A 24,491-nucleotide genomic window follows, 5' to 3' on the forward strand; every position below is an offset into this window, starting at 1 on the left:
ATCAGCCCGATCACGGCCGCCATCACCATGAAGACGTAACCGATCGCGGGCGTGATGGGTCCGTGAGTGAAATGATCGACGTGGCTCATGCAGACACAGCCCCCCGTGTCCATCGGATCAATATGAACGTGTGTTGATGATCAACTCAGGTGATCAACTTCCAGTGATCAACTGTGGCATCTCGCGGAAACCACCATCGGGAGCATGAGATATCGCGGCATGCGCCGTCAATACCCGAATGCGGATGAATTGCCCGATTTGACGAAGATCTACGTCACAGATGGTCGACGGGGGCCGCTGCGGCGCCGCCGGAGAGCCGGGCGTACCCCGGGCCACGGTCGAAGAACGGCTCGTCAGCGGGCCGTGCGGCGCGCAGGTCCGCCCGCAGCGCCGCCGTCGCGCCCTCGTCGGCGACGGGGTCGTCGAGCGGCCCGCGCACGACGACGCCGTAGTCCGAGCGGGCACCGTCGGGCGACACCTTCCGCCAGCGCACGTCGCGCAGGACGTCCTCGACCGGGCGGTCCAGCGGGTCGCCCCAGCCGCCCCCGCCCGTGGTCCGGATCCGGATCGCCTCGCCGGCCCGCACCGGCTCGGCGTCGGCGAGGGCGTCGACCGTCCGCTCCCCCGGGCCGCCCGGGTCGATGGTCACCGAGAACGGCCGCCCGGCCCGCCCGCCGCGCACGCCCCAGCAGGACAGGATCGAGCGGTCGGCGATCGACATGAAGTGCGCGTCGCGGAGCATGCGGATGTGCTTCTCGTAGCCCAGGCCGCCGCGGAACCGGCCCGGCCCGCCGGAGTCGGCGGCCAGCCCCAGCCGCTCGACGACGAACGGGAAGCGCGCCTCGCTGAACTCCGTCGGCAGGTTCCGGGAGTCCGGCACGACGTGGATGGTGTCCTCGCCGTCGGCGTAGTAGCGCCCGCCCGACCCGCCGCCCAGCACCTCGCGCATGAGGTACGGCCGGCCGTCCAGGTCGTCGCCGTAGACGCCGGTATAGCGGATGGTCTCCTGGTCCGCCGGCATCCGCCCGTCGACGGCCTTCGCCAGCACGCCGGCCAGCACGCCGAGCAGCCGCAGGATCACGAACGTCCGCGCGTTCGTCGGCGCCGGGAAGACCGGCGTCAGCAGCGTGCCGGGCGGCGGGAAGCGCATCTCGATGAGCGGCACGACGCCCTCGTTGACCTCGAGCTCGGCCATCCGCTCCGGCGAGTCGGCCAGGTTGCGCAGGATCGGCGCCAGCCACTTCTTCAGGAACGCGCCGTCGGCGTAGTCGCCGCAGTGGTTGATCGGCCCCCTGGCCTGCGGTCCCGTACCGGTGAAGTCGATGACCAGGCGGCCACCGTCGTCGTCGATCTTCGTCAGGGTGATCCGCTGGGTATGGAGGCGAGGCTCGTCGACGCCGTCGTGCTCGGCGTAGTCCTCCCACACGTAGCTGCCGGCCGGGATCTTCGCCAGGATCTCGCGGCGGAAGGTCTCGGTCGTCTTGTCGAGGATCGCGTCGAAGCACGCCTCGACCTCGGAGCGGCCGTAGCGACCGAACAGCTCGGCCAGCCGCCGCGCGCCCATGAGGCAGGCCGCGCACTCGGCGTCGAGGTCGGCGGCCAGCGACTCCGGCATCCGCGAGTTGCGGGTCATGATCTTCAGCGCGGCCTCGTTCGGCACGCCCTGGTCCCACAGCCGGATCGGCGGGACCATCAGGCCCTCCTCGAACACACTGGTGGCGTGCGAGGGCATCGAGCCGGGGACGGTGCCGCCGATGTCGTCGTGGTGCCCGAACGCCTGGACGAACGCGACGACCTCGCCCTCGTGGAAGACGGGCGCGGTCACACAGAGGTCCGGCAGGTGCCCGATGCCGCCCTCGGAGAGGTAGACGTCGTTGTGGAAGAACACGTCCCCCGGCCGCATGGTCTCGATCGGGTAGTCGCGGACGACGGGGTTCACCAGCGCCGAGTACGACCGGCCGGTCAGCTTGCGCAGCCTCCGGTCGTGGATGCCGGCGCGGTAGTCGTGCGCGTCGCGGATCATCGGCGAGCGCGACGTACGCCCGATGGCGGTCTCGACCTCCTTCTCGACCGACGTCAGGTAGCCCTCGACGATCTCGACCAGGATCGGGTCCACGGTCATGGCGCCACCTCGCGAGTGATCAGCAGGTTGCCGTGGCCGTCGACGACGGCGCGGAAGCCCGGGTGGACCGGGACGGTGGAGCCGAACTCCTCGACGACGGCGGGGCCGGCAACGGCGTCACCGGCGCCCAGCGCGGCGCGGTCGTAGACGGGGGTGTCGGCCCAGCCCTCGCCGAAGTCGACCCGCCGCGTCGTCCGCGGCAGCGCCCCGGACCCCGCGGGCACCGTCGGCACCGCCGGGCGGGCGATCGGGCCGACGCCGGTGACCCGCAGGTTCACCCACTCGACCTCCTGCCGCGCGTCGTGGGCGAAGTCGTAGCCGTAGAGCCGGCGGTGGGCGGCATGGAACGCGTCGGCGACGGCGTCGGCGAGCGCCGTCGTGACCGGGCCGTCGGGGACGTCGACCCGCACCTCGTAGGCCTGGCCGAAGTAGCGCAGGTCGGCGGTGCGCAGGAACCGCCGCTCCCCCGCCGCGAACCCCTCGCGCTCGAGCGCCGCGGACGCCTCGGCGCGCAGGTCGTCGAAGGTCTTGCCGACGGCGTCCGGGTCGAGGACGGCGTGCCGGGCGACCGCCGTCCGCACGTAGTCGTTGCGCACGTCGACCGTCAGCAGCCCGTACGCCGACAGGTTGCCCGGGTTGGGCGGCACCAGCACGCCGGCCAGGCCCAGGACGTCGGCCAGCCGGCAGGCCAGCAGCGACCCGGAGCCGCCGAAGCTGACCAGGTGGAAGTCGCGGACGTCGAGCCCGCGCGTGACCGTGACCTGGCGCAGCGCGTTCGCCTGGTTCCACGCGGAGATCTCGAGGATGCCCTCGGCGCAGCGCTCGGCGGTCAGACCCAGCGACGCCGCCAGCGCCGCGATGCCCTCGCGCGCCGCCGCCACGTCCAGCGGGATCTCGCCGCCGAGCAGGTGTGGCGGAATGCGCCCGAGCAGCACGTGCGCGTCGGTGACGGTCGGCTCGGTGCCGCCGGCGCCGTAGCAGAGCGGGCCCGGGTCGGCGCCGGCCGATCGCGGGCCGACCTTGAGCGTCCCCTCGGGGCTGAGCCAGGCGACCGACCCGCCGCCGGCGCCGACGGTGACGACGTCGATCATGGGGATCTTGCTCGGGTAGGCGCCGACGGTGCCCTCGGTCGTCAGCGCCGGGTGCCCGTCGACGACCACGGCGACGTCGGTCGAGGTGCCGCCGCCGTCGAGCGTGAGGACGCTGTCGAAGCCGGCCGCCTGCGCGACGACGGCCGCCCCCAGTGCGCCGGCGGCCGGCCCGGACAGCACCGTCGAGATCGGCTGCCGCACCACCTCGTCGGCCGACAGCACGCCGCCGTTGGACTTCATGACGTAGAACGGGACGGCGTCGCCGTCGCTCGGCCGGAGCTCGGTCAGACGGGACGCGATCGTCGCGACGTAGCGCGCGATGCTCGGCTTCACGGCGGCGTCGACCAGCGTCGTCACGCTGCGCTCGTACTCGCGGTACTCGCGCAGCACCTCGGCCGAGATCGACACGACGGCGTCCGGGTGCTCGCGTGCGAGGACGTCGCGCATGCGCAGCTCGTGCTCCGGGTCGGCGTAGGAGTGCAGGAAGCAGACGCCGATGGTGGTGATGCCGCGGTCGCGGAAGAACCGGGCCGCGGCGACGGCGTCGTCCTGGTCGAACGGGCGCAGCTCGGTGCCGTCGTGGGCGAGCCGGCCGCCGACGGTGCGGACGAGGTCCGCGGGGACGATGCGCGGCGGCTTCACCCAGAAGTAGCTGTTGCCGTAACCGTCGGGCACGGACTGCCGGGCGATCTCGAGCAGGTGCGCGTAGCCCTCGGTGGTGATGAACCCGAGGTGGTCGACCTTCCCCTCGAGCAGCCGGTTGGTCGCGACGGTGGTGCCGTGCACGACGGCGGCGACGTCGCCCGGGCGTGCGCCGATGAGGGGCAGGATCTTGTGGATGCCGGCCATGAACCCCTCGGCGGGATCGGCCGGCGTCGACGGCGTCTTCGTGCTCGCCTGCCGGCCGGTCTCCTCGTCGACGGCGACGACGTCGGTGAAGGTGCCGCCGGTGTCGATGCCGATGCGGATCATGGCCATGCGGACGATTCAACCGGCGCCGCGCCGCGCCCTGCGTCGGCAACTGGTGCCAACGGTCCGCCGCCGACCTCGTGCACCATTCCGTCCTGCAGGGCGACGCCCAACGCCGTCGTGCGATAGAGCACCGCCCGCCCGAGCCGCTCGCCCTCGACCAGGCCGTTCTCGCGCAGCACGCGCAGGTGCTGGCCGACGGCGCTGGGCGTGACGCCGAGCGCGCGGGCGAGGTCGGTGGTCGACGCCGGCGAGCGCAGGGTGGAGAGCAGCTCCGCGCGGGCCCGGCCGAGCAGCCGTACGGTCGCGCCCACGGGCCGCCGCCCGAACAGCGCGCTCCACAGCTCCCCGACGCCGCGGGCCGGATAGCGCACCGTCGTCTGGCTCGACGTCCGCCGTTTGATCAGCACGTACGCCGACCCCAGCACCACCGGCATCAGCACCAGCCCGCCCGGTCCGCGGTCGACGGTGCTGTCCTGACGCCAGCGGTCGCCGCCCAGCTCCAGCCGGCCGTCCTGCCAGCTCAGGTCCGGGTGCAGGCCGGCGAAGAGGGCCGCCGCTCCCCCGTTGGCCAGCCGCCGGGCCCGGTGGGCGATGTCGGCGGCGAGGACGGCGCGGATGCGCGGCCAGTGCGGCCCGACCAGGCGGTCGTGGGCGTCGCGCAGCTCGGCGGCCAGCTCGCGCAGGCCGCGCTCCGGGTCGGCGGCGAGGTCGGCGACGGCGGCGGACGGTGCGGTGTCGCCGAACCGGCGCCGCAGGTTGGCGCGCACGCTCGCGGCCGGGGTGCGCCGCAGCGCCGCGAGGTCGTCGTCGATGGTGCCGCCGGGGCCGGCCGGCGCCGGGACGAGGAACTCCGGCCAGCCGCGCGCGTCGCCGAACAGCAGCGGCCATGTGAGCGGCAGCACGAGCGGCTCGCGGGCCAGCTCGCCCTGGGCCCAGGTGAGCCAGCGCCGATGGACGGCTTGGCGGTCCTGCCCGGCCAGCTGCTGCAGCGCGGCGACCGTCTCGGACAGCGGCGAGACGGCGAACCGGGTGCCGGCCAGCTCGTCCACGCTCAGGTCCACCGTCAGCGCCACGACCCCAGTATGTAGCACAGCGCTACAAGGTGCCGTCTGCCGTGAACGACGGCGACGATCGCCGGCATGACGGGCTACCGCCGGTTCGCGGCCGCGACGAGTCTGACCACCGCCGGCGACGGTGTGTTCGCGGCGGCCGTGCCGCTGCTGGCGGCCACGCTGACCCGCGACCCGCGGCTGGTCTCGGTCGTCGCGGCGGCGACCTCGCTGCCGTGGCTGCTGTTCTCGCTGCCGGCCGGCGCCCTGGTGGACCGCAACGACCGGGCACGGATGATGGGCCGCGGCGTCGCGGTGCAGGCGGCGGTCGCGGCCGTGGTCGCGGTGCTCGCGGCGTCGGAGCGGCTGGGGGTGGGCGGGCTGGCGGCGCTGGCGTTCGGGCTGGGCGCGTGCCAGGTGGCGGTGGGGACGGCGGCGCAGGCCCTGCTGCCGTCGCTGGTCGCCGCCGAGCGGCTGCCGTCGGCCAACGGCTACCAGCAGACGATCGCCGTCGTCGGGCAGCAGTTCCTCGGCCCGCCGGCGGGCAGCCTGCTGTTCGCCGTCGCCGCCGGTCTCCCGTTCGGGGCCTACGCCGTCGTCCTGACGGTGGCGGCGGCGCTCCTCGCGACGCTGGCGGCGCGGGGTGATCGCGGGCGGCCGCAGCGAACACCGTCGTCGCTGCGGGCCGAGATCGGGGCCGGGCTGCGCTGGCTGGCCGCGCACCGGCTGCTGCGGACGCTGACGCTGCTCGCGGCCGTGAACACCTTCTGCTTCCAGCTCGGGAACGCCACCCTGGTGCTACTGGCGACGACGGAGCTGGGCGTGTCGGCGCGCGGGTTCGGCCTGCTGCTGGCGACGGCGGCGGCCGGGTCGCTGGCCGGCGGGCTGGGCGGGCCGTGGCTGCTGCGCAGGCTCGGCGACCGGGCGGTGCTGCTCGCGGCGCTCGTGCTGAACGCCGTCGCCGTCGGCGCCATGGGGCTGGCCCCGGACGCCGCCGTGCTCGGCGTGCTGCTCGCGACGACAGGGCTGGGCGTGACGCTGTGGAACCTGGTGAGCATCGGGCTGCGGCAGCGGCTGGTGCCCGCGGACCTGCTGGGCCGGGTCATGGGCGTGCACCGGCTGGTCAGCTGGGGGCTGATCCCCGCGGGCGCGCTGCTCAGCGGCGTCGTCGCGCACGCGTGGGGCCTGCGGGCGCCGTACCCGCTGGCCGGCGCCGTCCGCGCGGTGGCGCTGCTGGTCGCCCTGCCCACGCTGGTCGCCGCCTTCCGCGACCCGCGCGGCTGAGAGATCGCGCGGGAAGGGATCGTCGTTCGCGCGTACTGGCGAGACGATGGGTTCCTCGTCACCTACAGCACGGGACACCCCAGGAAGGGACACCGCCATGCCGGAGCTTCTCGTCGACTTCATCACCTCCCTCGACGGCCACGCATCGGGCGAGGGATGGCCCGGATTCTGGGGCCTCGAGGGCCCCGAGTACCTCGCCTGGCTCGGCGAGCAGCCCGAGGCCACCTACCTGATGGGAGCGAACACCTACCGCCTGATGTCGGGCTTCGCCGCCGGCGAGGTCCCGAGTGGCCAGGACGAGTTCAGGCCCGAGGAAGAGGCGTCCGTCGACGAGCTCACGCAGGCGTCCAAGGTGGTGTTCTCCTCCTCACTCGAGGAACCACTGACGTGGGCCAACGCCACGCTGATCCGCGACGACGCCGTCGAGGCGGTCCGCGCCATGAAGTCGAGCGGCTCGGGACTCCTCAGCACGATCGGCAGCCTCAGCCTGTGCCGGTCCCTGCTGCGAGCCGGACTCGTCGACCGCTTCCGGGTGGTGATGTTCCCGGTGATCACTGGGGCCACGGGCGCGGAACGCATCTACGACGGCTATCCGGACGTCGCCCTCGAGATGATCGGGCACCACACTTTCGACGGCCGCATCCAGCTGGTCGAGTACAGGCCCAGCGTGCTCGAGCACCCGCCGCTCGGCGCCCCTGCGTGACATCGCCCCGCGGAGCACGCGAGAGAACAGCTGCGCTCAGGGGTGGGTCGCCTCGATGCGAGCCATGTTGGCGTGCCCCCAGTCGCCCAGCGGGCGCAGCGCCACCTCGAGGGTGCGGCCGTAGTCGGTGAGCGAGTACTCCACCTTCGGCGGCACCTGGTGGAAGATCTCGCGGTGCACCAGGCCGTCGGCCTCGAGCTCGCGCAGCTGCTGGATGAGCATCTTCTCGGTGACCCCGGGGACGCGGCGGCGCAGCTCGCCGAAGCGCAGCGGCCCCTGGTCCTCGAGCGTCCACAGGACGGTCGCCTTCCACTTGCCGCCGACGACGTCGATGGCGGCGTCGAGTCCGCAGGTGTAGGGCCGGTTCCTCGCCATGGCGCACTCCCGTACTGACCTTTTGGTGAGTACCTGACTTTATAGTCGGTACTTGATCATCGGCAAGCACGAGCCGACGATCGAGACATGACGACGCACCCACGACGCTTCGGTGTGCTGGTCCTTCCCGACGCCGGCGCGCCCACGCTCCTCGGCCGCTTCCGCCGCGCCGAGGAGCTCGGCTTCGACCAGCTCTTCCTCCCCGACCACATCGGCAACATCTTCGCCACCGAGCCGCCCTGGCTGGACGGCTGGACCATGACCGCCGCGGCCGCGCTGGCCACCGAGCGGATCCGCATCGGCACCCTGGTCGCCAACCCGATCCTGCGCCCGCCGGCGGTGCTGGCGAAGGCGGCGCTCACCGTCGACCAGCTGTCCGGCGGCCGGCTCGACCTCGGCATCGGCGCGGGAATCATGGAGTCCGACCACCACGCCACCGGCACCGAGCCGTGGACCGTCAAGGAGCGGGTCGCCCGCTTCCCCGAGTACGTGCGGGTCCTCGACGAGGTGCTGCGGCGCGACGGCGGCCCCTACGAGTTCGCGGGCGACTGGTACACCGTCCGAGACCTCCCCACCGGCCCGGCGACCGTCCAGCGGCCGCGCCCGCCGATCCTCGTCGGCGGCAACGCGCCGACGGTGCTGCGGGTCGCAGCCGAGCAGGCCGACGTCTGGAACACCAACGGCCGGCCCAACCTCGGCGTCGACGACAACGTCGCGCTGGCCGCCGACTGGAGCCGCCAGGTCGACGAGTTCGCCGAGCGGGCCGGCCGCGACCCCGCGACGCTGCGCAAGTCGGTCCTGCTGTGGGCGACCACGGACGCGCTCACCGGGTCGGCGACGCTGGAGCAGCTGGTCGACCTGTACGCGCCGGCCGGGTTCACCGAGTTCGTCCTGGGCTGGCCCGAGACCGACGCGGAGAACGAGACGTTCGAGCGGCTGGCGACGGAGGTCGTGCCCAAGCTGCGCTGACGGCCGTAGGCTGCGGCGATGAGCGAGGAGACGGCCGACGAGCCGCTCGTCGTCGCCGCCCGCGACGGCGACGAGGCCGCGTTCGCCGAGCTCATCACCCGGCACCGGCCGGAGCTGCAGGTCCACTGCTACCGCATGCTCGGCTCGGTCCACGAGGCCGAGGACCTGGTGCAGGAGACGTTCCTGCGGGCCTGGCGGCGGCGCGAGAGCTACCGCGGGCCGGGCAGCTACCGCGCCTGGCTCTACGGCATCGCGACGCACGCCTGCCTCGACGCGCTGAAGGCGCGGCGTCGCCGCCCGGGCGGCGACGGGCCGCCGCCGGACGCGCCGCACCTCGCCCCCACGCCCGCCGTCGCCGTCCCCTGGCTGCAGCCGTACCCCGACGACCTGCTCGAGGGCGTCGTCGCCCGCGAGACCGTCGAGCTGGCGTTCCTGGCCGCCGTCCAGTACCTGCCCCCGCGGCAGCGGGCCGTCCTGCTGCTGCGCGACGTGCTCGGCTGGCCGGCGGCGCAGGTCGCCGAGGCGCTGGGGACGAGCGTCGCGTCGGTGACCAGCGCGCTGCAGCAGGCCCGGCCGGCGCTGCGCTCGCGGCTGCCCGAACGACGGCTGGACTGGACGGCGCCCGCCGAGGTGAGCGCCGGCGACCGCGCGCTGGTCCGGCGCTACGTCGACGCGATCGAGCGGTCCGACGGCGCCGCGCTGGCGGCGCTGCTGCGGGCCGACGCGCGGGCCGGTCACCAGCCCGGCGCCGGTGGACATGTGGGCGACCGTCCGGTCTGGTACCAGGGCCGCGACGTCCTGGTGGCGGCGTGGGCGCCGGTCATGCCGGGTCCGGGCGACGGGCCGTCGCTGCGGCTGGTCCCGACGACGGCGAACGGGCGGCCGGCCGTGGCGACCTATGTCCGCGCGCCCGGATCGCCGCGGTTCAGCGCGTTCGCGCTGGCCGTTCTCACCGTCGTCGACGGTTTGATCGGTGAGGTCCAGGCGTTCACGCCGGACGTGTTCCCCGCGTTCGGGCTCCCACCCGCCCGCGGCGCCGATGAGTTCTGAGCCGATCCGTCGTCACACGAGCAGCAACCCGTCCCGATGAGAGGAACACCATGCTGCTCGAGCACAAGACCGCGATCGTCTACGGGGGCGGCGGCGCCGTCGGTGGCGCCGTGGCCCGCGCGTTCGCCCGCGAGGGCGCCGTCGTCCACCTCGCCGGCCGCACGAGGACCACTCTCGACGCCGTCGCCGACGACATCCGCCAGGCCGGCGGGACCGCCGCCACCGCCGTCGTCGATGCCCTGGACCAGGACGCCGTCGACGCGCACGCGGCCGCCGTCGTCGCCGAGACCGGACGCCTCGACGTCTCGTTCAACGGCGTGGGCGACGACAACGGCGAGCAGGGCGTCCCGCTGGTCGAGCTGACCGCCGACCAGTACGTCCGCCCGGTCGCCGAGTACGCGCGGACCCACTTCGTCACGGCGCGGGCGGCGGCCCGGCACATGGCGGCGCAGGGGTCCGGCGTGATCCTGCCGCTGTCGAACCCGATGGCCGGCTCGCCAGCGGCCCTGACCGGCCCGTTCGGCCAGGCCTGCGCCGCCGTCGAGAACCTCGCCCGGCAACTGGCCGCCGAGCTGGGCCCGCGCGGGATCCGCGTGGTCTGCCTGCGCCCGACCGGCATGCCCGAGACGGCGACCCGGCTCGGCTCGCACACGCGCGAGGTCTGGACCCGGGCGGCGGAACGCCTGGGGATGACGCTGGAGGAGATGCTGCCGCAGGTCGCGGCCGGCAGCCCGCTCGGCCGAGCGCTCACCGTCGCCGACGTGGCCGAGGTCGCCGCGTTCGTCGCCTCCGACCGCGCCGCGGGCATGACCGGGACGGTGGCGAACGTCACGGGTGGCGCGGTGGCGGACTGAGGCGCTTGACTCGTCCCCAAGGGCAGACTCCAGGCTCCGAAGGGTGAGAGGAGGTGGCGATGGACGAGCTGATGCCGATCGGCCGGTTCTCGCGGCTGTGCTGGCTGAGCATCAAGGCGCTGCGGGTCTACGACGAGCAGGGCCTGCTGCATCCGGCGCACGTCGACCCCGGCACCGGCTACCGGTACTACACGCCGGACCAGGCGGCGACGGCTCGGGTCATCGCCACCCTGCGCACGCTCGACATGCCGCTGGCATCCATCAGGGAGGTGCTGGCCGAGCCCGACCCGGACCGCGTCCGCGACCTCCTCGACGGCTACCGGCTGGTGCTCGAGCAGCGCATCGACCGTCATCGGCACATGCTCAACCGTGTCGAGACCTTCATCCGGAAGGGAGCCGTCATGGCTTACGAGATCACCACCCGCGACACCACACCCACCGAGGTGCTCGGCACCACGTACCCGTCGACGCTGGACTCGCTCTCCGAGACCAGCGCTGTCGCCTACCACCGCGTCTACACCGCCATCGCCGAGGCCGGCGGGCGCCCGGCCGGGCCGCCCCGCATGGTCTACCTCGAGCTCGCCGACGACACCTGGACCATCGAGGCCTGCGTCCCGGTGGCCGGGGTATCCCGGGCGCCCGACGGGTTCGGCCTGCACCAGGTGCCGGGCGGGCTGGCCGCCGTCACCCACCACACCGGGCCGTACGACGAGCTGGGCCTCGCCTACCGCGAGGTCGAGGCCTGGATCGAGGCCCAGGGGCTGACGTCCAACGGGGCGCCGTACGACGTCTACCTCAACGACCCGTCCGAGGTGGGCGACCCGGCGAAGCTCGAGACCGAGATCGTCTGGCCGGTCAGGCGGTCCTGAGCCCGGTCAGTCGTTCTTGAACGGGCTGGCGGCCGGGCGGGTCAGCTCGTCCGTGTGCCGCCGGATCAGCTCGAGGTTGCGGTCGGCCAGGTGGTCGAAGCCCTGGCCGATGCTGGACCCCGGCGTGAGCGACTCGAGCGCCGCGTCCGGGTCCAGCCGGGCGGACACCCAGCACTCGTGGCTGGCCGCCCGCGCGACCACCTCGGCGATCGGCGTGACGATCATCGAGTTGCCGAAGTAGAGCACGCCGGCCGGGTCCGTGCCCGTCGCGTTGGCGCCGACCACGAAGACGTGGTTGTCGTAGGCGCGGGCCCGGTTGGTCAGCTCCCAGAGGTCGGCCGAGCGCAGCAGCGCCGACGGGCGCAGGATCACCTCGGCGCCGCGGACGGCGGTGATGCGCGACAGCTCCGGGTAGTCGCCGTCGAAGCAGATGATCATGCCGATCTTCCCCAGCGCGGTGTCGACCACGCAGACGTCGTCGCCCGGCGTCACCCAGCCGCCGCGCGACGCCAGCTCGGTACAGAACGGGTGCGTCTTGCGGTAGACGCCGCCGATCTCGCCGTCCGGGCCGGCCAGGACGGCGGAGTTGTAGACGACGCCGCGCTCGGGGCCGCGCTCGTACGTCCCCCACGCCAGGTGCACACCGAGGCGGCGCGCGGTCTCCTGGAACGGCTCGGCCAGCGCGCCGGGGACGTCGGTGACCAGGTCCCACAACTCGTCGGCCGGTATCGCCGGGGTGAACCCGGTGGTGACGGACTCCGGCAGCACGATCAGCTCGGCGCCCGTGTCCTCGGCGCAGCGTTCGACGTGGTCGAGCGCGTGCTCGATGTTCGCCTTGATGCTCTGCGCGGTCAGCGGCTCGGCCAGCGGCCGCACCTGGACCGCGGCCGCGGTGAACGCCCGCATACTCCTCGCCTCCTCAGTGCGTCAGGCCTTCACGACCCGGACGTCGTAGTCGTTGATCGCCGTGTCGCGCGTGACCAGCGTCAGCCCCTCGACCCGTGCCTGTGCGACCAGCATGCGGTCGAACGGGTCGCGATGATGGAGGGGCAGCCGCCCGGCCTCGATCGCGTGCTCGAAGCCGATCGGCAACTGCTGCAGGTCGCTGCGCAGGATCTCCTCGGCGAGGTCGACCGGCGCGGACAGCTTGCCCAGTCCCTGCTTGATCGAGACCTCCCACGCGGTGGCCGAGCTGACGAAGACCTCGAGCTCCTCGTCGATGGCCTCCTTCAGCTCGTCCGACAGCTCGGCGTCGTCCATCAGCCACCACAGGACGACATGGGTGTCGAGCAGGAGCCGGGTACGTGTCGTCACGGCCGCATCCCGAAGTCGTCGGCGATCGCGCCGTTGACGTCGTCGGAGTCCCAGTCGGCGGCCAGCGTGACCTGGCCGGCCAGCGAGCCCCGCTGCCGCCGGCGTGCCTTCGCAGGGAACGGCACGACCTTGGCCACGGGGACACCGGCCCTGCTGATGACGACCTGCTCGCCGCGTTCGACGCGCTCGATGATCCGCGACAGCTGGGTCTTCGCCTCGTGGATGTTGAACTGGGCTGCTGCTGGCTCTCCCATGGAAACACCTTAGCTAAGTTAGCTTAGTTTGTCACGGATCGCGCGCGGGCGGAGAGCCAGCCGCCGAGGGCGACGCCTGCCAACGCGACCGCGGCGCCGACGAGGATGCCGCGGGTGAAGTCGGCCGGGGCGGCGGCCGGGCCGCGGGTCGGCGCCTCGAACACACCGGGGGTCCCGACGGCGACAACCTGCGGCCCGGCGGCGGCCGGCGCCACTCCCGTCAGCACGTCCTCGACGGCGGCGAAGAACTCGCCCGCCGTCTTCTTCGCGACGCCGGCGAGCATCCGTTGCCCGACGCCGCCGATCATGCCGCCGACGATGGCGTCGGCGTCGTAGTCCAGCCGGGTGCCGCCGGCACCGTCGTCAGCCAGGACGACCCGGACGTCGGCGCTCACCGTCCCCGGCGCGCCCGCACCGGACGCCGTCATGACGAACGAGCCCGGCTCGTCCTGCGAGTGCAGCCGCACGTCGCCGGCGTAGGTGCCCTTGATCGAGCCGACGCCGGCGGACACCGTCATGCGGTACTGGTCCGGCCCGGCCTCCTCGAGCCGCGAGCAGCCGGGAATCGTCCGCACCAGCACGGCCGGGTCGTTGAGCGCCTTCCACACCTCGGCGCGCGGTGCCCGCAGCACGGCGGTCCCGGAAACCTTCATGGCGTGTCCCCTTCCCCAGCGGCGCGCAGCCGCAACGCATACAGGTCCGACGGCGAGATCGGCATCCGCGTGATCGCGAACCCCTCGGCGTCGGAGATGGCCGACGCCAGCACCGCGGAGCCGGGGATGACGCCGGCCTCGCCCGCGCCCTTGATGCCCAGCGGGTTCAGCGGCGACGGCGTCTCGAGGTGGTCGGTCTCGACGACCGGCACCTCGGTCGAGTACGGCATGAGGAAGTCCATGAACGACGCGTTCAGCAGCTGGCCGGCGCCGTCGTAGACCATGCGCTCGTACAGCGCTCCCCCGACGCCCTGGGCGACGCCGCCGTGGATCTGGCCCTCGACGATGCGCGAGTTGATCAGCGTGCCGCAGTCGTGGACGACGCAGTAGCGCAGGATGGTGATCTCGGCGGTGTCCGGGTCGGTCTCGACGACGGCGGCGTGCATGCCGTTGGCGAACGTCGACCGCGGCGGCGAGTAGTAGCCGGTGTCCTCCAGGCCCGGCGAGTCGCCCTCGGCCACCGGCGGCTTCGAGTAGTCGACCGGGCCGCCGAACTGGGTGGCCCGCTCGGCCTCGCGGTCGAACGCGTAGCGCAGCGGGTTGGCCAGGACGGCGACGGTGGCCAGCGGGATCGTCGTGCCCGGCGCACCCGCCGGCGACCCGACCACCCGCACGACACCGTCGACGATCTCGAGGTCGCGCGGGTCGGCCTCGAGCGCCTCGCCGGCGACGCGCAGCGCCTTGTCGCGGACCTTCCGCGCGGCCGACGCCAGGGCGTTGCCGCTCATGACGGCCGCGCGCGAGGCGAACGTCCCCACGGCGTACCCGAACCGCCGGGTGTCGCCGGTCGTGACGTTCACCCGCTCGACCGGGACGCCCAGCTCCGACGCGACGACCTGCGCGAACGCCGTCTTGTGGCCCTGGCCCTGCGTCGTCAGCCCGGTCGCCGCGATGACCGTGCCGTCGGTCTCGACCTTGACCCAGCCGCCCTCGTACGGGCCGACGCCGGTGCCCTCGACGTAGCAGGCGATGCCGATGCCGACCCGCCGCCCGGCCGCCCGCGCCTCGGCTCGGAACGCCTCGAACTCGTCCCAGCCGACCAGCTTCTTCAGCTTCTCGAGCGTGGCCGGGTAGTCGCCGGAGTCGTAGATCAGCGGCCGGCCGTCCTGGAAGATCAGGCCGTGGTCGTAGGGCATCTCGTCGGGCCGGATGAAGTTGCGCTCGCGCACCACCGTCCGGTCCAGGCCCAGATGAGCGGCGACGGCGTCCATGGTGCGTTCCATGGCGAAGCAGCCCTGCGGCCGGCCGGCGCCGCGGTACGGCGTCACGGTGACGGTGTTGGTGTAGAGGCTGAAGAACTCCGCCCGGTACGCGCCCGGCTTGTACGGCCCGAGCAGCTGGGTGGTGGTGATGATCGGGACGATGATGCCGTACGGCGTGTAGGCCCCGTTGTCGTGCCAGACGGTGACGTCGAGGCCAAGCAGCCGGCCGTCGTCGTCGAAGCCCACCCTGATGTGCTGCAGCTGGCCGCGCTCGTGGGCGGCGCCGACGAAGTGCTCGCGCCGGTCCTCGGTCCACTTGACCTCGCGGCCCAGCCGGATGGCCGCCCACGCGACCATGACCTCCTCGGGCCACGGGTGCACGATCTTGACGCCGAACCCGCCGCCGACGTCGGGCGCGATGACCTCGACGCGGTCCGGCGGCAGCTCCAGCCGGGCCGCCAGCGCCGCCCGCACCGACGTCGACGCCTGGGTGGACGTGTAGACACGCAGGCTGGCGTCGTCGGCGTCCCAGCGCGCGTGCACGCCCTTGCCCTCGAGCGGGGTCGACGCGCTGCGCTCGATGTCGAGGTCCAGCTCGAGGACGTGCGGCGCGGCGTCGATGGCGGCGGCCGCGTCGCCGCGCGACTGCACCATGTGGGCCGCGACGTTGCCGGGAACGTCGTCGTGGACCAGCAGCTCCCCGGCCCTGGCGGCCTCGATGCCCACCACCGGCGGCAGGAAGTCGTAGGTCACCACGATCCGCGAGCAGACGTCCTCGGCGACGTACCGGTCCGTGGCGACGACCATGACGATCGGCTCGCCGACGTGGTTGACCTCGTCCTTCGCCAGCGCGTACGCCGTGCGGCCATGAGTGAGCGCGGCGTGCGGGATGAGCAGCGGCAGCGGCTCGCCGGCCCGGCCGTCGAGATCCTCGTGCGTGTAGACAGCGACCAGGCCCTCGACGCCGACCGCGTCGGCGACGTCGATGTCGGCGATGCGGGCGTGCGCGTGCGGGCTGCGGACGAACGCCGCCGCCAGCGCCTGGTGGCCGATGTCGTCGAGGTAGCGACCCTGCCCGGTCAGCAGCCGCGGGTCCTCGAGCCGCGCGATCGGCTCGCCGAGCGACCTGGTCGTCACGACGGCGTCACCTCCCCCGCCGCCCCGGCCCGGAGCTCCGCCGCGCGCAGGACCGACGCGACGATGTTCTGGTAACCGGTGCAGCGGCACAGGTTGCCGGCGATCGCCTCGCGCGCCTGCTCCTCCGTCGGCGCTGGGTTCTCCTCGAGGTACGCCGTGATCGTCGTGACGAAGCCGGGCGTGCAGAAGCCGCACTGCAGCCCGTGGCAGTCGCGGAACGCCTGCTGGACGTGGCCCAGCTCGCCGTCCGCCCGGGTACAGCCCTCCACGGTCGTCACCGAGGCGCCGTCGACGGTGACGGCGAACTGCAGGCATGACCGGATGGGGCGGCCGTCGACCAGCACCGTGCAGGCGCCGCAGACGCCGTGCTCGCAGCCGACGTGGGTGCCGGTCAGCTCGAGGTCGTGGCGCAGGAAGTCCGACAGCAGCCTCCGGGCGGGCACCGTCGCCGACCGTGGCACGCCGTTGACCAGCAGAGAGACCTCGAACAGCTCGTCGGCGGCCGTCACGGGCGACCTCCGGTCACGCTCGCGCGCCCGGCCGCCTCGCGCAGCGCCCGGGTGGTCAGCACCTCGGCCAGGTGGGACCGGTAGGCGGCCGTGGCGTGGATGTCCTCGTCGGGGTCGAGCCGGCCGGCGGCCAGTCGCCCGGCCGCCGGCCAGTCGGCGTCGTCGTACATCGCGCCCACGACCGCTTCGGAGAGATCGAGCACGACCGGCTCCGGGGCGACCGAGATGTACGCGGCTCTGGCACCGGCGACCCGTAGGTCGTCGTCGAGTGTCACCACCACTCCCGTGCCGCAGACGGCGTAGTCGCCGTGGCGCCGGGCCACCTCCGTCCAGACGGCCCCGGTACGGCCCTCCGGTACCGGGAACGTCACGGACGTCACCAGCTCGCCGACATCGGCGCAGGTGGACATGGGTCCGGTGAAGAAGTCGTGTGCGGCGACGGTGCGCTCGCCGGCCGCCGCCGACCGCAGCGTGACCGTCCCGCCGAGCAGCGCCAGCACCGCCGTCATCTCGCCGGACGGGTCGGCGTGCGCGATGCTGCCCACCGTCGTGCCCCGGTTGCGGATGGTCGGGTGGGCGACGTGCCGCAGGGTGTCGCGCAGCAGCGGCAGGACGGCGTGAGCGGCGGCGTCGCGCTCGACGTCGGCGTGCCGGGCCAGCGCGCCCACCGTCACGCTGCCGCCGTCGTCGCCCACCCGCACGTAGGCGAGGTCGGCGAGACGGTTGATGTCGACCAGATGCTCGGGCGACGCGAGGCGCATGCTGAGCAGCGGGACCAGGCTCTGCCCGCCGGCCAGCACCTTGCCGGCAGGGCTCACCTCGGCCAGGACCGCGACGGCGTCGTCGACGGTGGCCGGCCGGTGGTAGGTGAACCCCGCTGGCTTCACGCCCTCATCCTCTCTCGTCCCGCCGTTCGGTGCGCTCCGCATCGCCGTCGGGTTCCGGTTCGACCTCGTGCACGCCCGGCGGGCCGACGGTGACGACGGCGCCGCCGGCGGGCTCGCGCAGGTGCGACGGGGCGACGGCCCGGGCCAGGTGGTAGGCGACGATGGTGACCAGCGTGCCGAGCGCGATGCCCGACAGGACGAAGTCGTCGGTGATCTCCAGCGAGGTGTTGCCGATGGCGATGATGATGCCCGCCGACACCGGCACCAGGTTGACGGGGTTGGAGAAGTCGACCCGGTTCTCGATCCAGATGCGGGCGCCGAGCAGGCCGATCATGCCGTAGAGCACGACGGTGATGCCGCCCAGGACGCCACCGGGCGTCGCCGCGATCAGCGCCCCGAACTTCGGCGAGAACCCGAACAGGATCGCCACGATCGCCGCCACGTAGTACGCCGCCGTCGAGTACACCCTCGTCGCGGCCATGACGCCGATGTTCTCCGCGTACGTCGTGGTCGGCGAGCCGCCGACCGAGCTCGCGATCACGGTGCCGACGCCGTCGGCCGCGATCGCCTTGCCCATGACCGGGTCGAGGTCCTTGCCGGTCATCTCCGCGACGGCCTTGACGTGGCCCGCGTTCTCGGCGATCAGCGCGATGACGGCGGGCAGCACCAGCAGGATGAACGTGATGCTGAAGCTCGGCAGGTGCCAGCCCGCCACCTCGTTCCCGTCGGGGCCTACGAACGTCTCGTCCGGGAAGCCGAACCAGCTCGCCTCGCGGACGCCGTCGAAGTTCACCCGGTCGCGGGTCACGATCTCGCCGGTGCCGTCGGGCGACGTGATCTGGCCGAAGACGCGGTCGAACACCCAGGACAGCGCGTAGCCGAACACCAGGCCCACGAAGATCGCGATGCGGCCGAGGAACCCGCGCAGCCCGACCGCCATGAGGATGACGGCGAACATCACGATGAGCGCGATCCACTGGTCCTGCGGCCAGTAGACGTCGGCGACCACCGGCGCCAGGTTGAACCCGATGAGCATGACGACGGCGCCCGTCACCACCGGCGGCAGGACCGTGTAGAGCACGCGGGCGCCCAGGTAGTGGATGAGCAGGCCGCACGCCGCCAGCACGATGCCGGCGACCAGGATCGCCCCGGTGACGTCGGCGGAGTCGCCGTCCTGCGCCCGGATGGCGATCACGCCGCCCACGAACGAGGCACTGGTGCCCAGGTAGCTCGGCACCACACCCTTGACGATGAGCAGGAAGCAGATCGTCGCGACGCCGCTCATCATGATGGCCAGCTGCGGATTCAGCCCCATGATGATCGGGAACACGAACGTCGCGCCGAACATCGCGACGACGTGCTGGGCGCCCAGGCCCACCGTCCGCCCCCACGACAACCGTTCGTCCGGCCGGACCACCGCCCCCGGCGGTGGTGTCTTTCCGTCGTAGACCACCTTCCAGGGCAGTGCCACGGAAGCCTCCTCGCGCGGGGCAGGTGACGCAGATCACCTGTGCGGACACGTTGGAGGCAACTTAGGCACCCCGCGTTTCAGGAGCATGGGCACGAAGTGCCGAGGAGATCACCTGATCATCGGCAACCTCTGTTCTCGGTCGGTCGGCGTCCTGGTCTGTCGTCACGTCCTGGTCTGTTGTCACGCGAAGTGGTCGATGTAGGGCTGTGAGCGTGACGCGAGACCAGGACGTGACGACAGACCAGCACGCGAAGGCCGCCGCGGGACGGATCCCGCGGCGGCCTCCTCTGCGTCGCGCGGCCCTACTGCGCGGCCGGGTCCTGAGCGGCCTGCTCGAGGACCTCGAGCGGGACGGCGCCGGCCAGCAGCCGGCCGTCGTCGAGCAGGAGGACGGTGAACAGGTCGCTGGTCATCGCGCGGCCGGTGCCGTAGGCGCCGCTGACGTCCTGCAGGTCGGCGATGAACGCGTCGGCGATGGCGGCCGCGTCGCCCTCGAGGCCGGCGGTGAGCTCGTCGAGGTCCACGCCCTGGGCGACGACCACGGTGGTCCAGCCGGAGCCGACGGTGGTGACGTCCGACGGCGCCATGTCGAGGTGGCCGTCGGGGCCGACGTCGGGCGCGTCGCCGCCGTGGTGGGGCAGCGCCTCGTCGATGTCGCCGGGCTCGATCTCCTCGACCGTGGTGCCGGGCGGCGGCGTGAAGTCGTAGGTCGACTCGTCCGGCTCGTCGAACGAGACCGACGTGAAGCCGACCTCGAACGACGGCTCGCTGTGGTCGCGGGCGAAGATCTGCACCCGCAGCGGCATGTTGTTCTCGCCGTCGACGGCCAGCCGGATGGAGCCGATGAGCGACTCCTCGGCCTTGGGCCGCAGCACCAGCTCGTACGCCGAGCGGCCGGCGACCGTCGCGGTGCCGTCGACGTCGACCTGCGTGGACGGCTCGATCATGGCCAGCGCGAGCGACGCGGCCTCGGTGGGGATATTCGTCGGCAGGTCCTCCGGCATGCCCTCGCCGCCGAACGGGCCGCCGTCACCGCCGAAGGGGCCGCCGCCCCCGAACGGGCCCTTGCCGCCGTCGTCGCCCTCGGGCTCCTCGGGGACCACCACGTGCGACGCCGTCGACCCCTCGCTGCTCCAGAAGTAGAGGTCCTGGCCGTTGCGCAGCAGGTCGGACTCGGACTGGTCGTCCTGCAGCGCGAACCGGTAGGTGTCGCCGTCGGTGTACCAGATGCGTGCCGTCGACGACCCGTTGAGCAGCGAGAGCGCCGCGGTGGGCAGCGACGTCGCGTCGGCGCCGGTGAGCGCCGGCAGCCCGAGGTCGGCGGACTGGACGACGGTGCCGGCGAACGGCTGCACGTCGACGGTCGCGAGGCCGACGAGCAGCTCGGCGGCGGTGCGGTCGGGCAGGTCGGAGTCGGCACCGGCGATCAGCGGGCCGGCCACGGCCGCGCCGACGACCACGGTGGCGACCGTGGCACCGGTCGCCCACCGCCTGGCCGGGGTGCTGAGAAGGGAGTTCGGCATGTCAGTGCTCCTGTATGGCTCGGTGCGTTTCGACCGGGGGTTTCGCCCCGATGACATCCAGGTTGCCTCGTCGTCGCTGTGAGATCCCTGAGAGCCTCCGCCGGAGCCCTCGCGCGGCAGGGCATGCTTGACGGCATGCGGGTGCTGGTGGTCGAGGACGAGCGCGGGCTGGCCCGTGCCCTGCACCGCGGGCTGTCGGCCGAGGGGTTCTCGGTCGAGCTGGCGCACGACGGCCTCGACGGCCTGCACCTGGCCCGCGAGCACACCTACGACGTCATCGTGCTCGACATCATGCTGCCGTCGCTGTCGGGCTACCGCATCTGCCAGACGCTGCGGGCCGAGGGCAACTGGGTGCCCATCCTCATGCTGTCGGCGAAGGACGGCGAGTACGACCAGGCCGACGGCCTCGACGTCGGCGCCGACGACTACCTCACGAAGCCGTTCTCGTACGTGGTGCTGGTGGCGCGGCTGCGTGCGTTGCTGCGACGGGGCGCGCCGGCCCGTCCCGCGGTGCTCGCGGCCGGCGACCTCGAGCTGGACCCGGGCGCCAAGACGGTGCGCCGCGGCGACGCCGACATCACGCTGACGCCACGCGAGTTCGGCGTGCTCGAGTACCTCATGCGCCACCCCGACGAGGTCGTGTCCAAGCGCGACCTCCTCGAGCACGTCTGGGACGCCCACTACGACGGCGACCCCAACGTCGTCGAGGTCTACGTCGGCTACCTGCGGCGCAAGATCGACACCCCGTACGGGCGGGCGGCGCTGCAGACCGTGCGCGGCGCCGGCTACCGGCTCTCCGGCGACGGCGGCTGATCGGCGTGGGCGTGTTCGGGCGGCTCAGCCTGCGGGCCCGGTTGACCCTGGCGGCGACGGCGATGGCTGCGGTCGGGCTGGGCATCGGCGGGGTGCTGCTGCTGATAGCGCTGGACCGGGCGCTGATCGGCGCGCTGGACGAGACCGCCCAGCGGCAGGGGCAGGACATCGCGGCGCTGGTCGAGTCCGGGCAGCCGCCCAACCCGCTGCCGGGCTTCGGCGCCGTCGTCGCGCAGGTCATCGATTCGGAGGGGCGGGTCCTGGCGTCGACGCCCGGCGGGGACCGCCTGACGCCCGTCGTCGCCGGCTCCGATCTGGCCGCCGTCCGCGCGGGCGATGCGGTCGAGCTCGACGGCACCCGGCTCGGCCAGCCCGAGCCGCTGCGCGTCGTCGGCGTGCCGGCCGACGCGCCGAGCGGGCCGGTCACCGTCCTCGTCGCCGTCTCGCTCGAGGAGCAGCAGCGCAGCGTCGAGTTCGCCAAGATCGGCGTCGCGGCGGGCGGGGCGACGGTCACGGCTGCGCTGGGCATCCTGAGTTGGCTGGTCATCGTCCGCGCGCTGCGCCCCGTCGACCGGCTGCGCGGCGGCGCCGAGGAGATCACCGGCGCCGGCGGCGGGCACCGGCTGCCCGTCCCCGCGGGCGGCGACGAGCTGAGCCGGCTCGCCGTCACGCTCAACGACATGCTCGGCCGGCTCGACGCCGCCGCGGCCCGGCAGCGCGCGTTCGTCGCCGACGCCGCGCACGAGCTGCGCAGCCCCATCGCCGCGCTGCGGACGGAACTGGAGGTCGCGCTGGCGCATCCCGACGCCGTCGACCCCCACGACACCGCCCGCGAGGCCCTGGTCGAGGTCGAGCGCATGGGCCGCCTGGTCGACGACCTGCTGGTGCTCGCGCACCTCGACAGCCCGCGGCCGGCGCGGCGCGACGAGCTGATCTCGCTGGACGAGCTGGCGGCCGAGGTCGCCGACGGCGTTCGCGGCGGCCGGGTGCCGGTGCGGGTCTCGATGTCGTCGTCTGCCGGGGCCGGCGTGCACACCCGCGGGCACCGCGACTCCCTCGCGCGAGTGCTGCGCAACCTGGTCGACAACGCCGTCCGGCACGCGTCGTCGGGCGTTTCCGTCTCCGTGTCAGCGTCCGGTCCGGTGGCGCTGGTGGCGGTGAGCGACGACGGCGCGGGGGTGCCGCCGTCGGACCGGGAGCGGATCTTCGAGCGCTTCACCCGCCTCGACGACGCCCGCGACCGCGACGCCGGCGGCTCCGGGCTGGGACTGGCCATCGCGCGCGAGATCGTCGTGGCGCACGGCGGCCGCCTGGTCGTCGAGGACGCCGGCCCCGGCGCCCGGTTCGTCGTCACCCTGCCGTTCGCACCGGTCACGATCGGGGCGCCGCGCGCCGTGCCGTAGGCGTCGCCGGAGGTGCCTTAGGGTGTGACATCGTGTCTGAAGCCGATCTCATCGTCCTGCGACCGGCGCCCGGGCCGCGCCGCCAGGTCCTCATGATCGCCGCCGTCATCGCCGTCGTGCTCGTCATCGCCGGTGTGATGGCCGGCGGCCGGCCCGCCCTGATCACCTGCATCGTGCTCGCCCTGCTGCTGGCCGCGGCCGCCGCGGTGTACCTGGGGCGCTCCCGCATCGTCGTCACGCCGGCCGAGATCTCGGTGCGCGGGCTCTGGTTCCACCACCGCCGCGACCGCACGCTCGCCGCCGCACTGGTCCGGGCGACGGTGGTCCAGCCCATGGCCGCCCCCGCGGAGACCATCGTGGTCGTCGATGTGGACGATCGTGCCCTGCTGCGCATCAACGGCGCGCTCTACTCCACCAGCGACCTCGACCGGCTGGTCGACCACCTCGGGCTGATCAGCGGCGGGCCGGACCGCCCGGTAACCCTCGGCCAGCTGGCCCGCGAGCGGCCCGGCTCCGTCGGCTGGGTCGGGCGGCACCCGGTCGCGTTCACGCTGCTCTGCGCCCTCGGCTTCGCCGTGCTGGCGGTCGTGCTCGGGGCCGTGATCGCAGGCCTGTCGGGCTGACCCCGCCGGCCCCTAGGATGCTGGCCGTGCCCGCACCCCTGCCTGGACCCGTCTCCGGCGCCGCGCTCGTGCTGCGGCCGTCGTGGCGCCGGTACCTGCGCACCGTGAAATGGTCGGTGCTGCCGGTCGTGGTGCTGCTGGCGGCCCTGCTGTTCCGCGGCGGCGGTTTCGGCGCCGTCGTGTCGATCATCGTCATCGTGCTCGCGTCGGCGGTGCTGCCGGTGTACTTCCGCCGCGCCGCCATCACCGTGACGCCGTCGGAGATCGCCGTCACCGGGCTGCTCCGCACCCGCCGCGTCCCCCGCGACGCCGTCGGGTCGATCATCACCGTGGCGCTCCCCCGCACCCACAAGAACAGCAAGAGCCTCGCCCACCTGTACGTCCTCGACCGCGGCGGCCGGCGCGTGGCGCGACTGAAGGGCAGCCGCTGGGTCGAGGACGACATGCGCCGGCTCATCACCGCCCTGGGCATCGAGCCGACCAAGCTGGGCCGGCTCGCCTCTCCCCGCGCCCTCGCCCGCCGCTACCCGCACGCCGTCCCCCTGCTGGAGCGCTACCCCGTCCTCGCCGGCGCCCTCGTCGTCATCCCCTCCGTGGCCGCCATCATCCTGATCTCACAGCAGTACTCGTCCTGATGGGCGACCTGGTGACGCTCTATTACAGGCGGAACCGCGGCTGGCCCACGCCCGAGGACTCCTACGGACTCACCCCGATGTACGGCGCCGACGGCTGGTGCCGCGGCTGCGGCGTCTCGCTGCGCGAACAGACCGGCTCGATCGTGCTGCGTTCGAAGGGACTCACCGGCGCCCAGGGCGCCTGGATCCCGTACTGGCGGACCAACGTGCTCTGCATGCAGCGCTCGCTCGGTGAGGACCTGGCCGGACGGTTCGGGCTGCGGCTGCGGCCGGTGGTCTGGCCCCGTCAGGCCCCTGGCGAGGCGGTCCAGGTGCTCATGCCGGTGGTCGGCGAGCGATGGTTCGACCCGGACGAGCTGCGCCGCAGGACCCACCTGCGGCACGGGCGCGACGGTGTCGCCTGTCCCACGTGCGGGACCTGGCGGTGGTTGCCCTTGAGGCTCGTCGAGCAGCCCCCTGTGCACGTCGGGCCGGAACTGGCGGCGGCGCCCATCGCGGCGAGTCCCGAGTGGTTCGGCGACGGGTGGAGCTCGTTCCACAAGCTCCTGATGGTCCGCGAGCTGGCCGAGCTGATCCAGCGGGCCAGCCCGCGCGACTTCACCGTCGAGGAGGTCCCACAGGTGTACGAGTCGCATCCCTGAGCCCGTCCAGCGGGTCGCTGCACGGAGC

The 24,491-nt window shown here is 73.3% G+C and carries 24 protein-coding genes; 11 read left to right on the plus strand and 13 right to left on the minus strand.

The genetic code is table 11. The features are described 5' to 3' along the window. Positions 1 to 274: 274 nt before the first annotated feature. From HD601_RS19720 to HD601_RS19730, 3 genes are read right to left on the minus strand one after another with little or no spacing between them, the layout of a single operon-like run. Positions 275 to 2,122: a hydantoinase B/oxoprolinase family protein gene (locus HD601_RS19720; protein ID WP_184824719.1), complete on the minus strand. Its 1,848-nt coding sequence runs from the start codon at positions 2,120 to 2,122 to the stop codon at positions 275 to 277. Continuing rightward, the gene (locus tag HD601_RS19725) at positions 2,119 to 4,191 is read right to left on the minus strand and encodes a hydantoinase/oxoprolinase family protein (RefSeq protein WP_184824721.1); all 2,073 of its coding nucleotides are present in this window, start codon (positions 4,189 to 4,191) and stop codon (positions 2,119 to 2,121) included. Before HD601_RS19725 ends, HD601_RS19720 begins: the two co-directional genes overlap by 4 nt. Continuing rightward, positions 4,182 to 5,258, minus strand: coding sequence for a DUF5937 family protein (locus HD601_RS19730; RefSeq protein ID WP_221441131.1), 1,077 nt, complete (start codon positions 5,256 to 5,258; stop codon positions 4,182 to 4,184). Before HD601_RS19730 ends, HD601_RS19725 begins: the two co-directional genes overlap by 10 nt. A 66-nt stretch (positions 5,259 to 5,324) precedes the next feature. On the opposite strand from HD601_RS19730, the gene HD601_RS19735 reads away from it, so the two are divergent. Together HD601_RS19735 and HD601_RS19740 are read left to right on the plus strand one after the other, a co-directional pair. Continuing rightward, complete coding sequence (locus HD601_RS19735) at positions 5,325 to 6,518, plus strand: MFS transporter (protein ID WP_184824723.1); 1,194 nt, start codon at positions 5,325 to 5,327, stop codon at positions 6,516 to 6,518. Positions 6,519 to 6,615: 97 nt separating this feature from the next. Further along, a complete protein-coding gene (locus tag HD601_RS19740) occupies positions 6,616 to 7,221 on the plus strand; it encodes a dihydrofolate reductase family protein (RefSeq protein WP_184824725.1) in 606 nt (201 codons plus the stop codon). A 36-nt stretch (positions 7,222 to 7,257) separates the two neighbouring features. On the opposite strand, the gene HD601_RS19745 is transcribed toward HD601_RS19740, so the two are convergent. Beyond that, positions 7,258 to 7,596: a winged helix-turn-helix transcriptional regulator gene (locus HD601_RS19745; RefSeq protein ID WP_184824727.1), complete on the minus strand. Its 339-nt coding sequence runs from the start codon at positions 7,594 to 7,596 to the stop codon at positions 7,258 to 7,260. An 87-nt stretch (positions 7,597 to 7,683) separates the two neighbouring features. On the opposite strand from HD601_RS19745, the gene HD601_RS19750 reads away from it, so the two are divergent. Genes HD601_RS19750 through HD601_RS19765 form a run of 4 tightly spaced genes read left to right on the plus strand, consistent with a single transcriptional unit; the run spans position 7,684 to position 11,338 of the window. Further along, a complete protein-coding gene (locus HD601_RS19750; protein WP_184824729.1) occupies positions 7,684 to 8,565 on the plus strand; it encodes an LLM class flavin-dependent oxidoreductase in 882 nt (293 codons plus the stop codon). 18 nt (positions 8,566 to 8,583) lie between these two features. Next, positions 8,584 to 9,615 (plus strand): RNA polymerase subunit sigma-70, encoded by a 1,032-nt coding sequence (locus HD601_RS19755; protein ID WP_184824731.1) that lies wholly within the window; start codon positions 8,584 to 8,586, stop codon positions 9,613 to 9,615. 50 nt (positions 9,616 to 9,665) lie between these two features. Beyond that, a complete protein-coding gene (locus HD601_RS19760; RefSeq protein ID WP_184824733.1) occupies positions 9,666 to 10,469 on the plus strand; it encodes an SDR family NAD(P)-dependent oxidoreductase in 804 nt (267 codons plus the stop codon). A 59-nt stretch (positions 10,470 to 10,528) separates the two neighbouring features. Then, complete coding sequence (locus HD601_RS19765; RefSeq protein ID WP_184824736.1) at positions 10,529 to 11,338, plus strand: MerR family transcriptional regulator; 810 nt, start codon at positions 10,529 to 10,531, stop codon at positions 11,336 to 11,338. 6 nt (positions 11,339 to 11,344) lie between these two features. Here HD601_RS19765 and HD601_RS19770 read toward each other — a convergent pair whose 3' ends face one another. From HD601_RS19770 to HD601_RS19810, 9 genes are all read right to left on the minus strand, one after another. Then, positions 11,345 to 12,244, minus strand: a complete 900-nt coding sequence (locus HD601_RS19770) for a carbon-nitrogen hydrolase family protein (protein ID WP_184824738.1) — start codon at positions 12,242 to 12,244, stop codon at positions 11,345 to 11,347. A gap of 21 nt (positions 12,245 to 12,265) precedes the next feature. Continuing rightward, entirely contained in the window at positions 12,266 to 12,652 is a 387-nt protein-coding gene (locus tag HD601_RS19775) for a type II toxin-antitoxin system VapC family toxin (protein WP_221441132.1), read from the minus strand. Continuing rightward, positions 12,649 to 12,906, minus strand: coding sequence for a type II toxin-antitoxin system Phd/YefM family antitoxin (locus HD601_RS19780; RefSeq protein WP_184824740.1), 258 nt, complete (start codon positions 12,904 to 12,906; stop codon positions 12,649 to 12,651). The genes HD601_RS19775 and HD601_RS19780 overlap by 4 nt, the downstream gene beginning before the upstream one ends. Positions 12,907 to 12,929: 23 nt before the next feature. Then, positions 12,930 to 13,559 (minus strand): SRPBCC family protein, encoded by a 630-nt coding sequence (locus HD601_RS19785; RefSeq protein ID WP_184824742.1) that lies wholly within the window; start codon positions 13,557 to 13,559, stop codon positions 12,930 to 12,932. Further along, on the minus strand, positions 13,556 to 15,958 hold the full coding sequence (cutA, locus tag HD601_RS19790) for an aerobic carbon-monoxide dehydrogenase large subunit (RefSeq protein WP_184824744.1): 2,403 nt from the start codon (positions 15,956 to 15,958) through the stop codon (positions 13,556 to 13,558). The genes HD601_RS19785 and cutA overlap by 4 nt, the downstream gene beginning before the upstream one ends. Continuing rightward, positions 15,955 to 16,467: a 2Fe-2S iron-sulfur cluster-binding protein gene (locus HD601_RS19795; protein ID WP_184824747.1), complete on the minus strand. Its 513-nt coding sequence runs from the start codon at positions 16,465 to 16,467 to the stop codon at positions 15,955 to 15,957. The genes cutA and HD601_RS19795 overlap by 4 nt, the downstream gene beginning before the upstream one ends. Beyond that, positions 16,464 to 17,354: an FAD binding domain-containing protein gene (locus tag HD601_RS19800; RefSeq protein WP_184824749.1), complete on the minus strand. Its 891-nt coding sequence runs from the start codon at positions 17,352 to 17,354 to the stop codon at positions 16,464 to 16,466. The genes HD601_RS19795 and HD601_RS19800 overlap by 4 nt, the downstream gene beginning before the upstream one ends. A 4-nt stretch (positions 17,355 to 17,358) precedes the next feature. Continuing rightward, positions 17,359 to 18,825 carry a solute carrier family 23 protein gene (locus HD601_RS19805; protein WP_184824751.1) on the minus strand — a complete coding sequence of 489 codons (1,467 nt, stop codon included), beginning with the start codon at positions 18,823 to 18,825 and terminating at the stop codon, positions 17,359 to 17,361. Positions 18,826 to 19,127: 302 nt separating this feature from the next. Further along, complete coding sequence (locus HD601_RS19810) at positions 19,128 to 20,348, minus strand: LolA family protein (RefSeq protein WP_184824753.1); 1,221 nt, start codon at positions 20,346 to 20,348, stop codon at positions 19,128 to 19,130. 135 nt (positions 20,349 to 20,483) lie between these two features. Here HD601_RS19810 and HD601_RS19815 point away from each other — a divergent pair, with 135 nt between their 5' ends. The 5 genes from HD601_RS19815 to HD601_RS19835 are packed head-to-tail and all read left to right on the plus strand — an operon-like array spanning position 20,484 to position 24,463. Beyond that, on the plus strand, positions 20,484 to 21,161 hold the full coding sequence (locus HD601_RS19815) for a response regulator transcription factor (RefSeq protein WP_184824755.1): 678 nt from the start codon (positions 20,484 to 20,486) through the stop codon (positions 21,159 to 21,161). Positions 21,162 to 21,166: 5 nt separating this feature from the next. After that, complete coding sequence (locus tag HD601_RS19820; protein ID WP_221441133.1) at positions 21,167 to 22,564, plus strand: ATP-binding protein; 1,398 nt, start codon at positions 21,167 to 21,169, stop codon at positions 22,562 to 22,564. Positions 22,565 to 22,596: 32 nt separating this feature from the next. Next, positions 22,597 to 23,187 carry a hypothetical protein gene (locus tag HD601_RS19825; RefSeq protein WP_184824757.1) on the plus strand — a complete coding sequence of 197 codons (591 nt, stop codon included), beginning with the start codon at positions 22,597 to 22,599 and terminating at the stop codon, positions 23,185 to 23,187. 26 nt (positions 23,188 to 23,213) lie between these two features. Then, complete coding sequence (locus tag HD601_RS19830) at positions 23,214 to 23,822, plus strand: hypothetical protein (RefSeq protein ID WP_184824759.1); 609 nt, start codon at positions 23,214 to 23,216, stop codon at positions 23,820 to 23,822. Then, on the plus strand, positions 23,822 to 24,463 hold the full coding sequence (locus HD601_RS19835) for a hypothetical protein (RefSeq protein WP_184824761.1): 642 nt from the start codon (positions 23,822 to 23,824) through the stop codon (positions 24,461 to 24,463). The genes HD601_RS19830 and HD601_RS19835 overlap by 1 nt, the downstream gene beginning before the upstream one ends. The last annotated feature ends 28 nt before the right edge of the window (positions 24,464 to 24,491 follow it).

This window comes from Jiangella mangrovi (assembly GCF_014204975.1).
GTDB lineage: Bacteria > Actinomycetota > Actinomycetes > Jiangellales > Jiangellaceae > Jiangella > Jiangella mangrovi.

Bases quoted from the DNA above. Each gene is read 5' to 3' on its own strand.
- HD601_RS19720 (WP_184824719.1), bottom strand. From the start codon at position 2,122: ATGACCGTGGACCCGATCCTGGTCGAGATCGTCGAGGGCTACCTGACG.
- HD601_RS19750 (WP_184824729.1), top strand. From the start codon at position 7,684: ATGACGACGCACCCACGACGCTTCGGTGTGCTGGTCCTTCCCGACGCC.
- HD601_RS19770 (WP_184824738.1), bottom strand. From the start codon at position 12,244: ATGCGGGCGTTCACCGCGGCCGCGGTCCAGGTGCGGCCGCTGGCCGAG.
- HD601_RS19780 (WP_184824740.1), bottom strand. From the start codon at position 12,906: ATGGGAGAGCCAGCAGCAGCCCAGTTCAACATCCACGAGGCGAAGACC.
- HD601_RS19760 (WP_184824733.1), top strand. From the start codon at position 9,666: ATGCTGCTCGAGCACAAGACCGCGATCGTCTACGGGGGCGGCGGCGCC.
- HD601_RS19765 (WP_184824736.1), top strand. From the start codon at position 10,529: ATGGACGAGCTGATGCCGATCGGCCGGTTCTCGCGGCTGTGCTGGCTG.
- HD601_RS19815 (WP_184824755.1), top strand. From the start codon at position 20,484: ATGCGGGTGCTGGTGGTCGAGGACGAGCGCGGGCTGGCCCGTGCCCTG.
- HD601_RS19745 (WP_184824727.1), bottom strand. From the start codon at position 7,596: ATGGCGAGGAACCGGCCCTACACCTGCGGACTCGACGCCGCCATCGAC.
- HD601_RS19740 (WP_184824725.1), top strand. From the start codon at position 6,616: ATGCCGGAGCTTCTCGTCGACTTCATCACCTCCCTCGACGGCCACGCA.
- HD601_RS19810 (WP_184824753.1), bottom strand. From the start codon at position 20,348: ATGCCGAACTCCCTTCTCAGCACCCCGGCCAGGCGGTGGGCGACCGGT.
- HD601_RS19725 (WP_184824721.1), bottom strand. From the start codon at position 4,191: ATGGCCATGATCCGCATCGGCATCGACACCGGCGGCACCTTCACCGAC.
- HD601_RS19785 (WP_184824742.1), bottom strand. From the start codon at position 13,559: ATGAAGGTTTCCGGGACCGCCGTGCTGCGGGCACCGCGCGCCGAGGTG.
- HD601_RS19755 (WP_184824731.1), top strand. From the start codon at position 8,584: ATGAGCGAGGAGACGGCCGACGAGCCGCTCGTCGTCGCCGCCCGCGAC.
- HD601_RS19835 (WP_184824761.1), top strand. From the start codon at position 23,822: ATGGGCGACCTGGTGACGCTCTATTACAGGCGGAACCGCGGCTGGCCC.
- HD601_RS19735 (WP_184824723.1), top strand. From the start codon at position 5,325: ATGACGGGCTACCGCCGGTTCGCGGCCGCGACGAGTCTGACCACCGCC.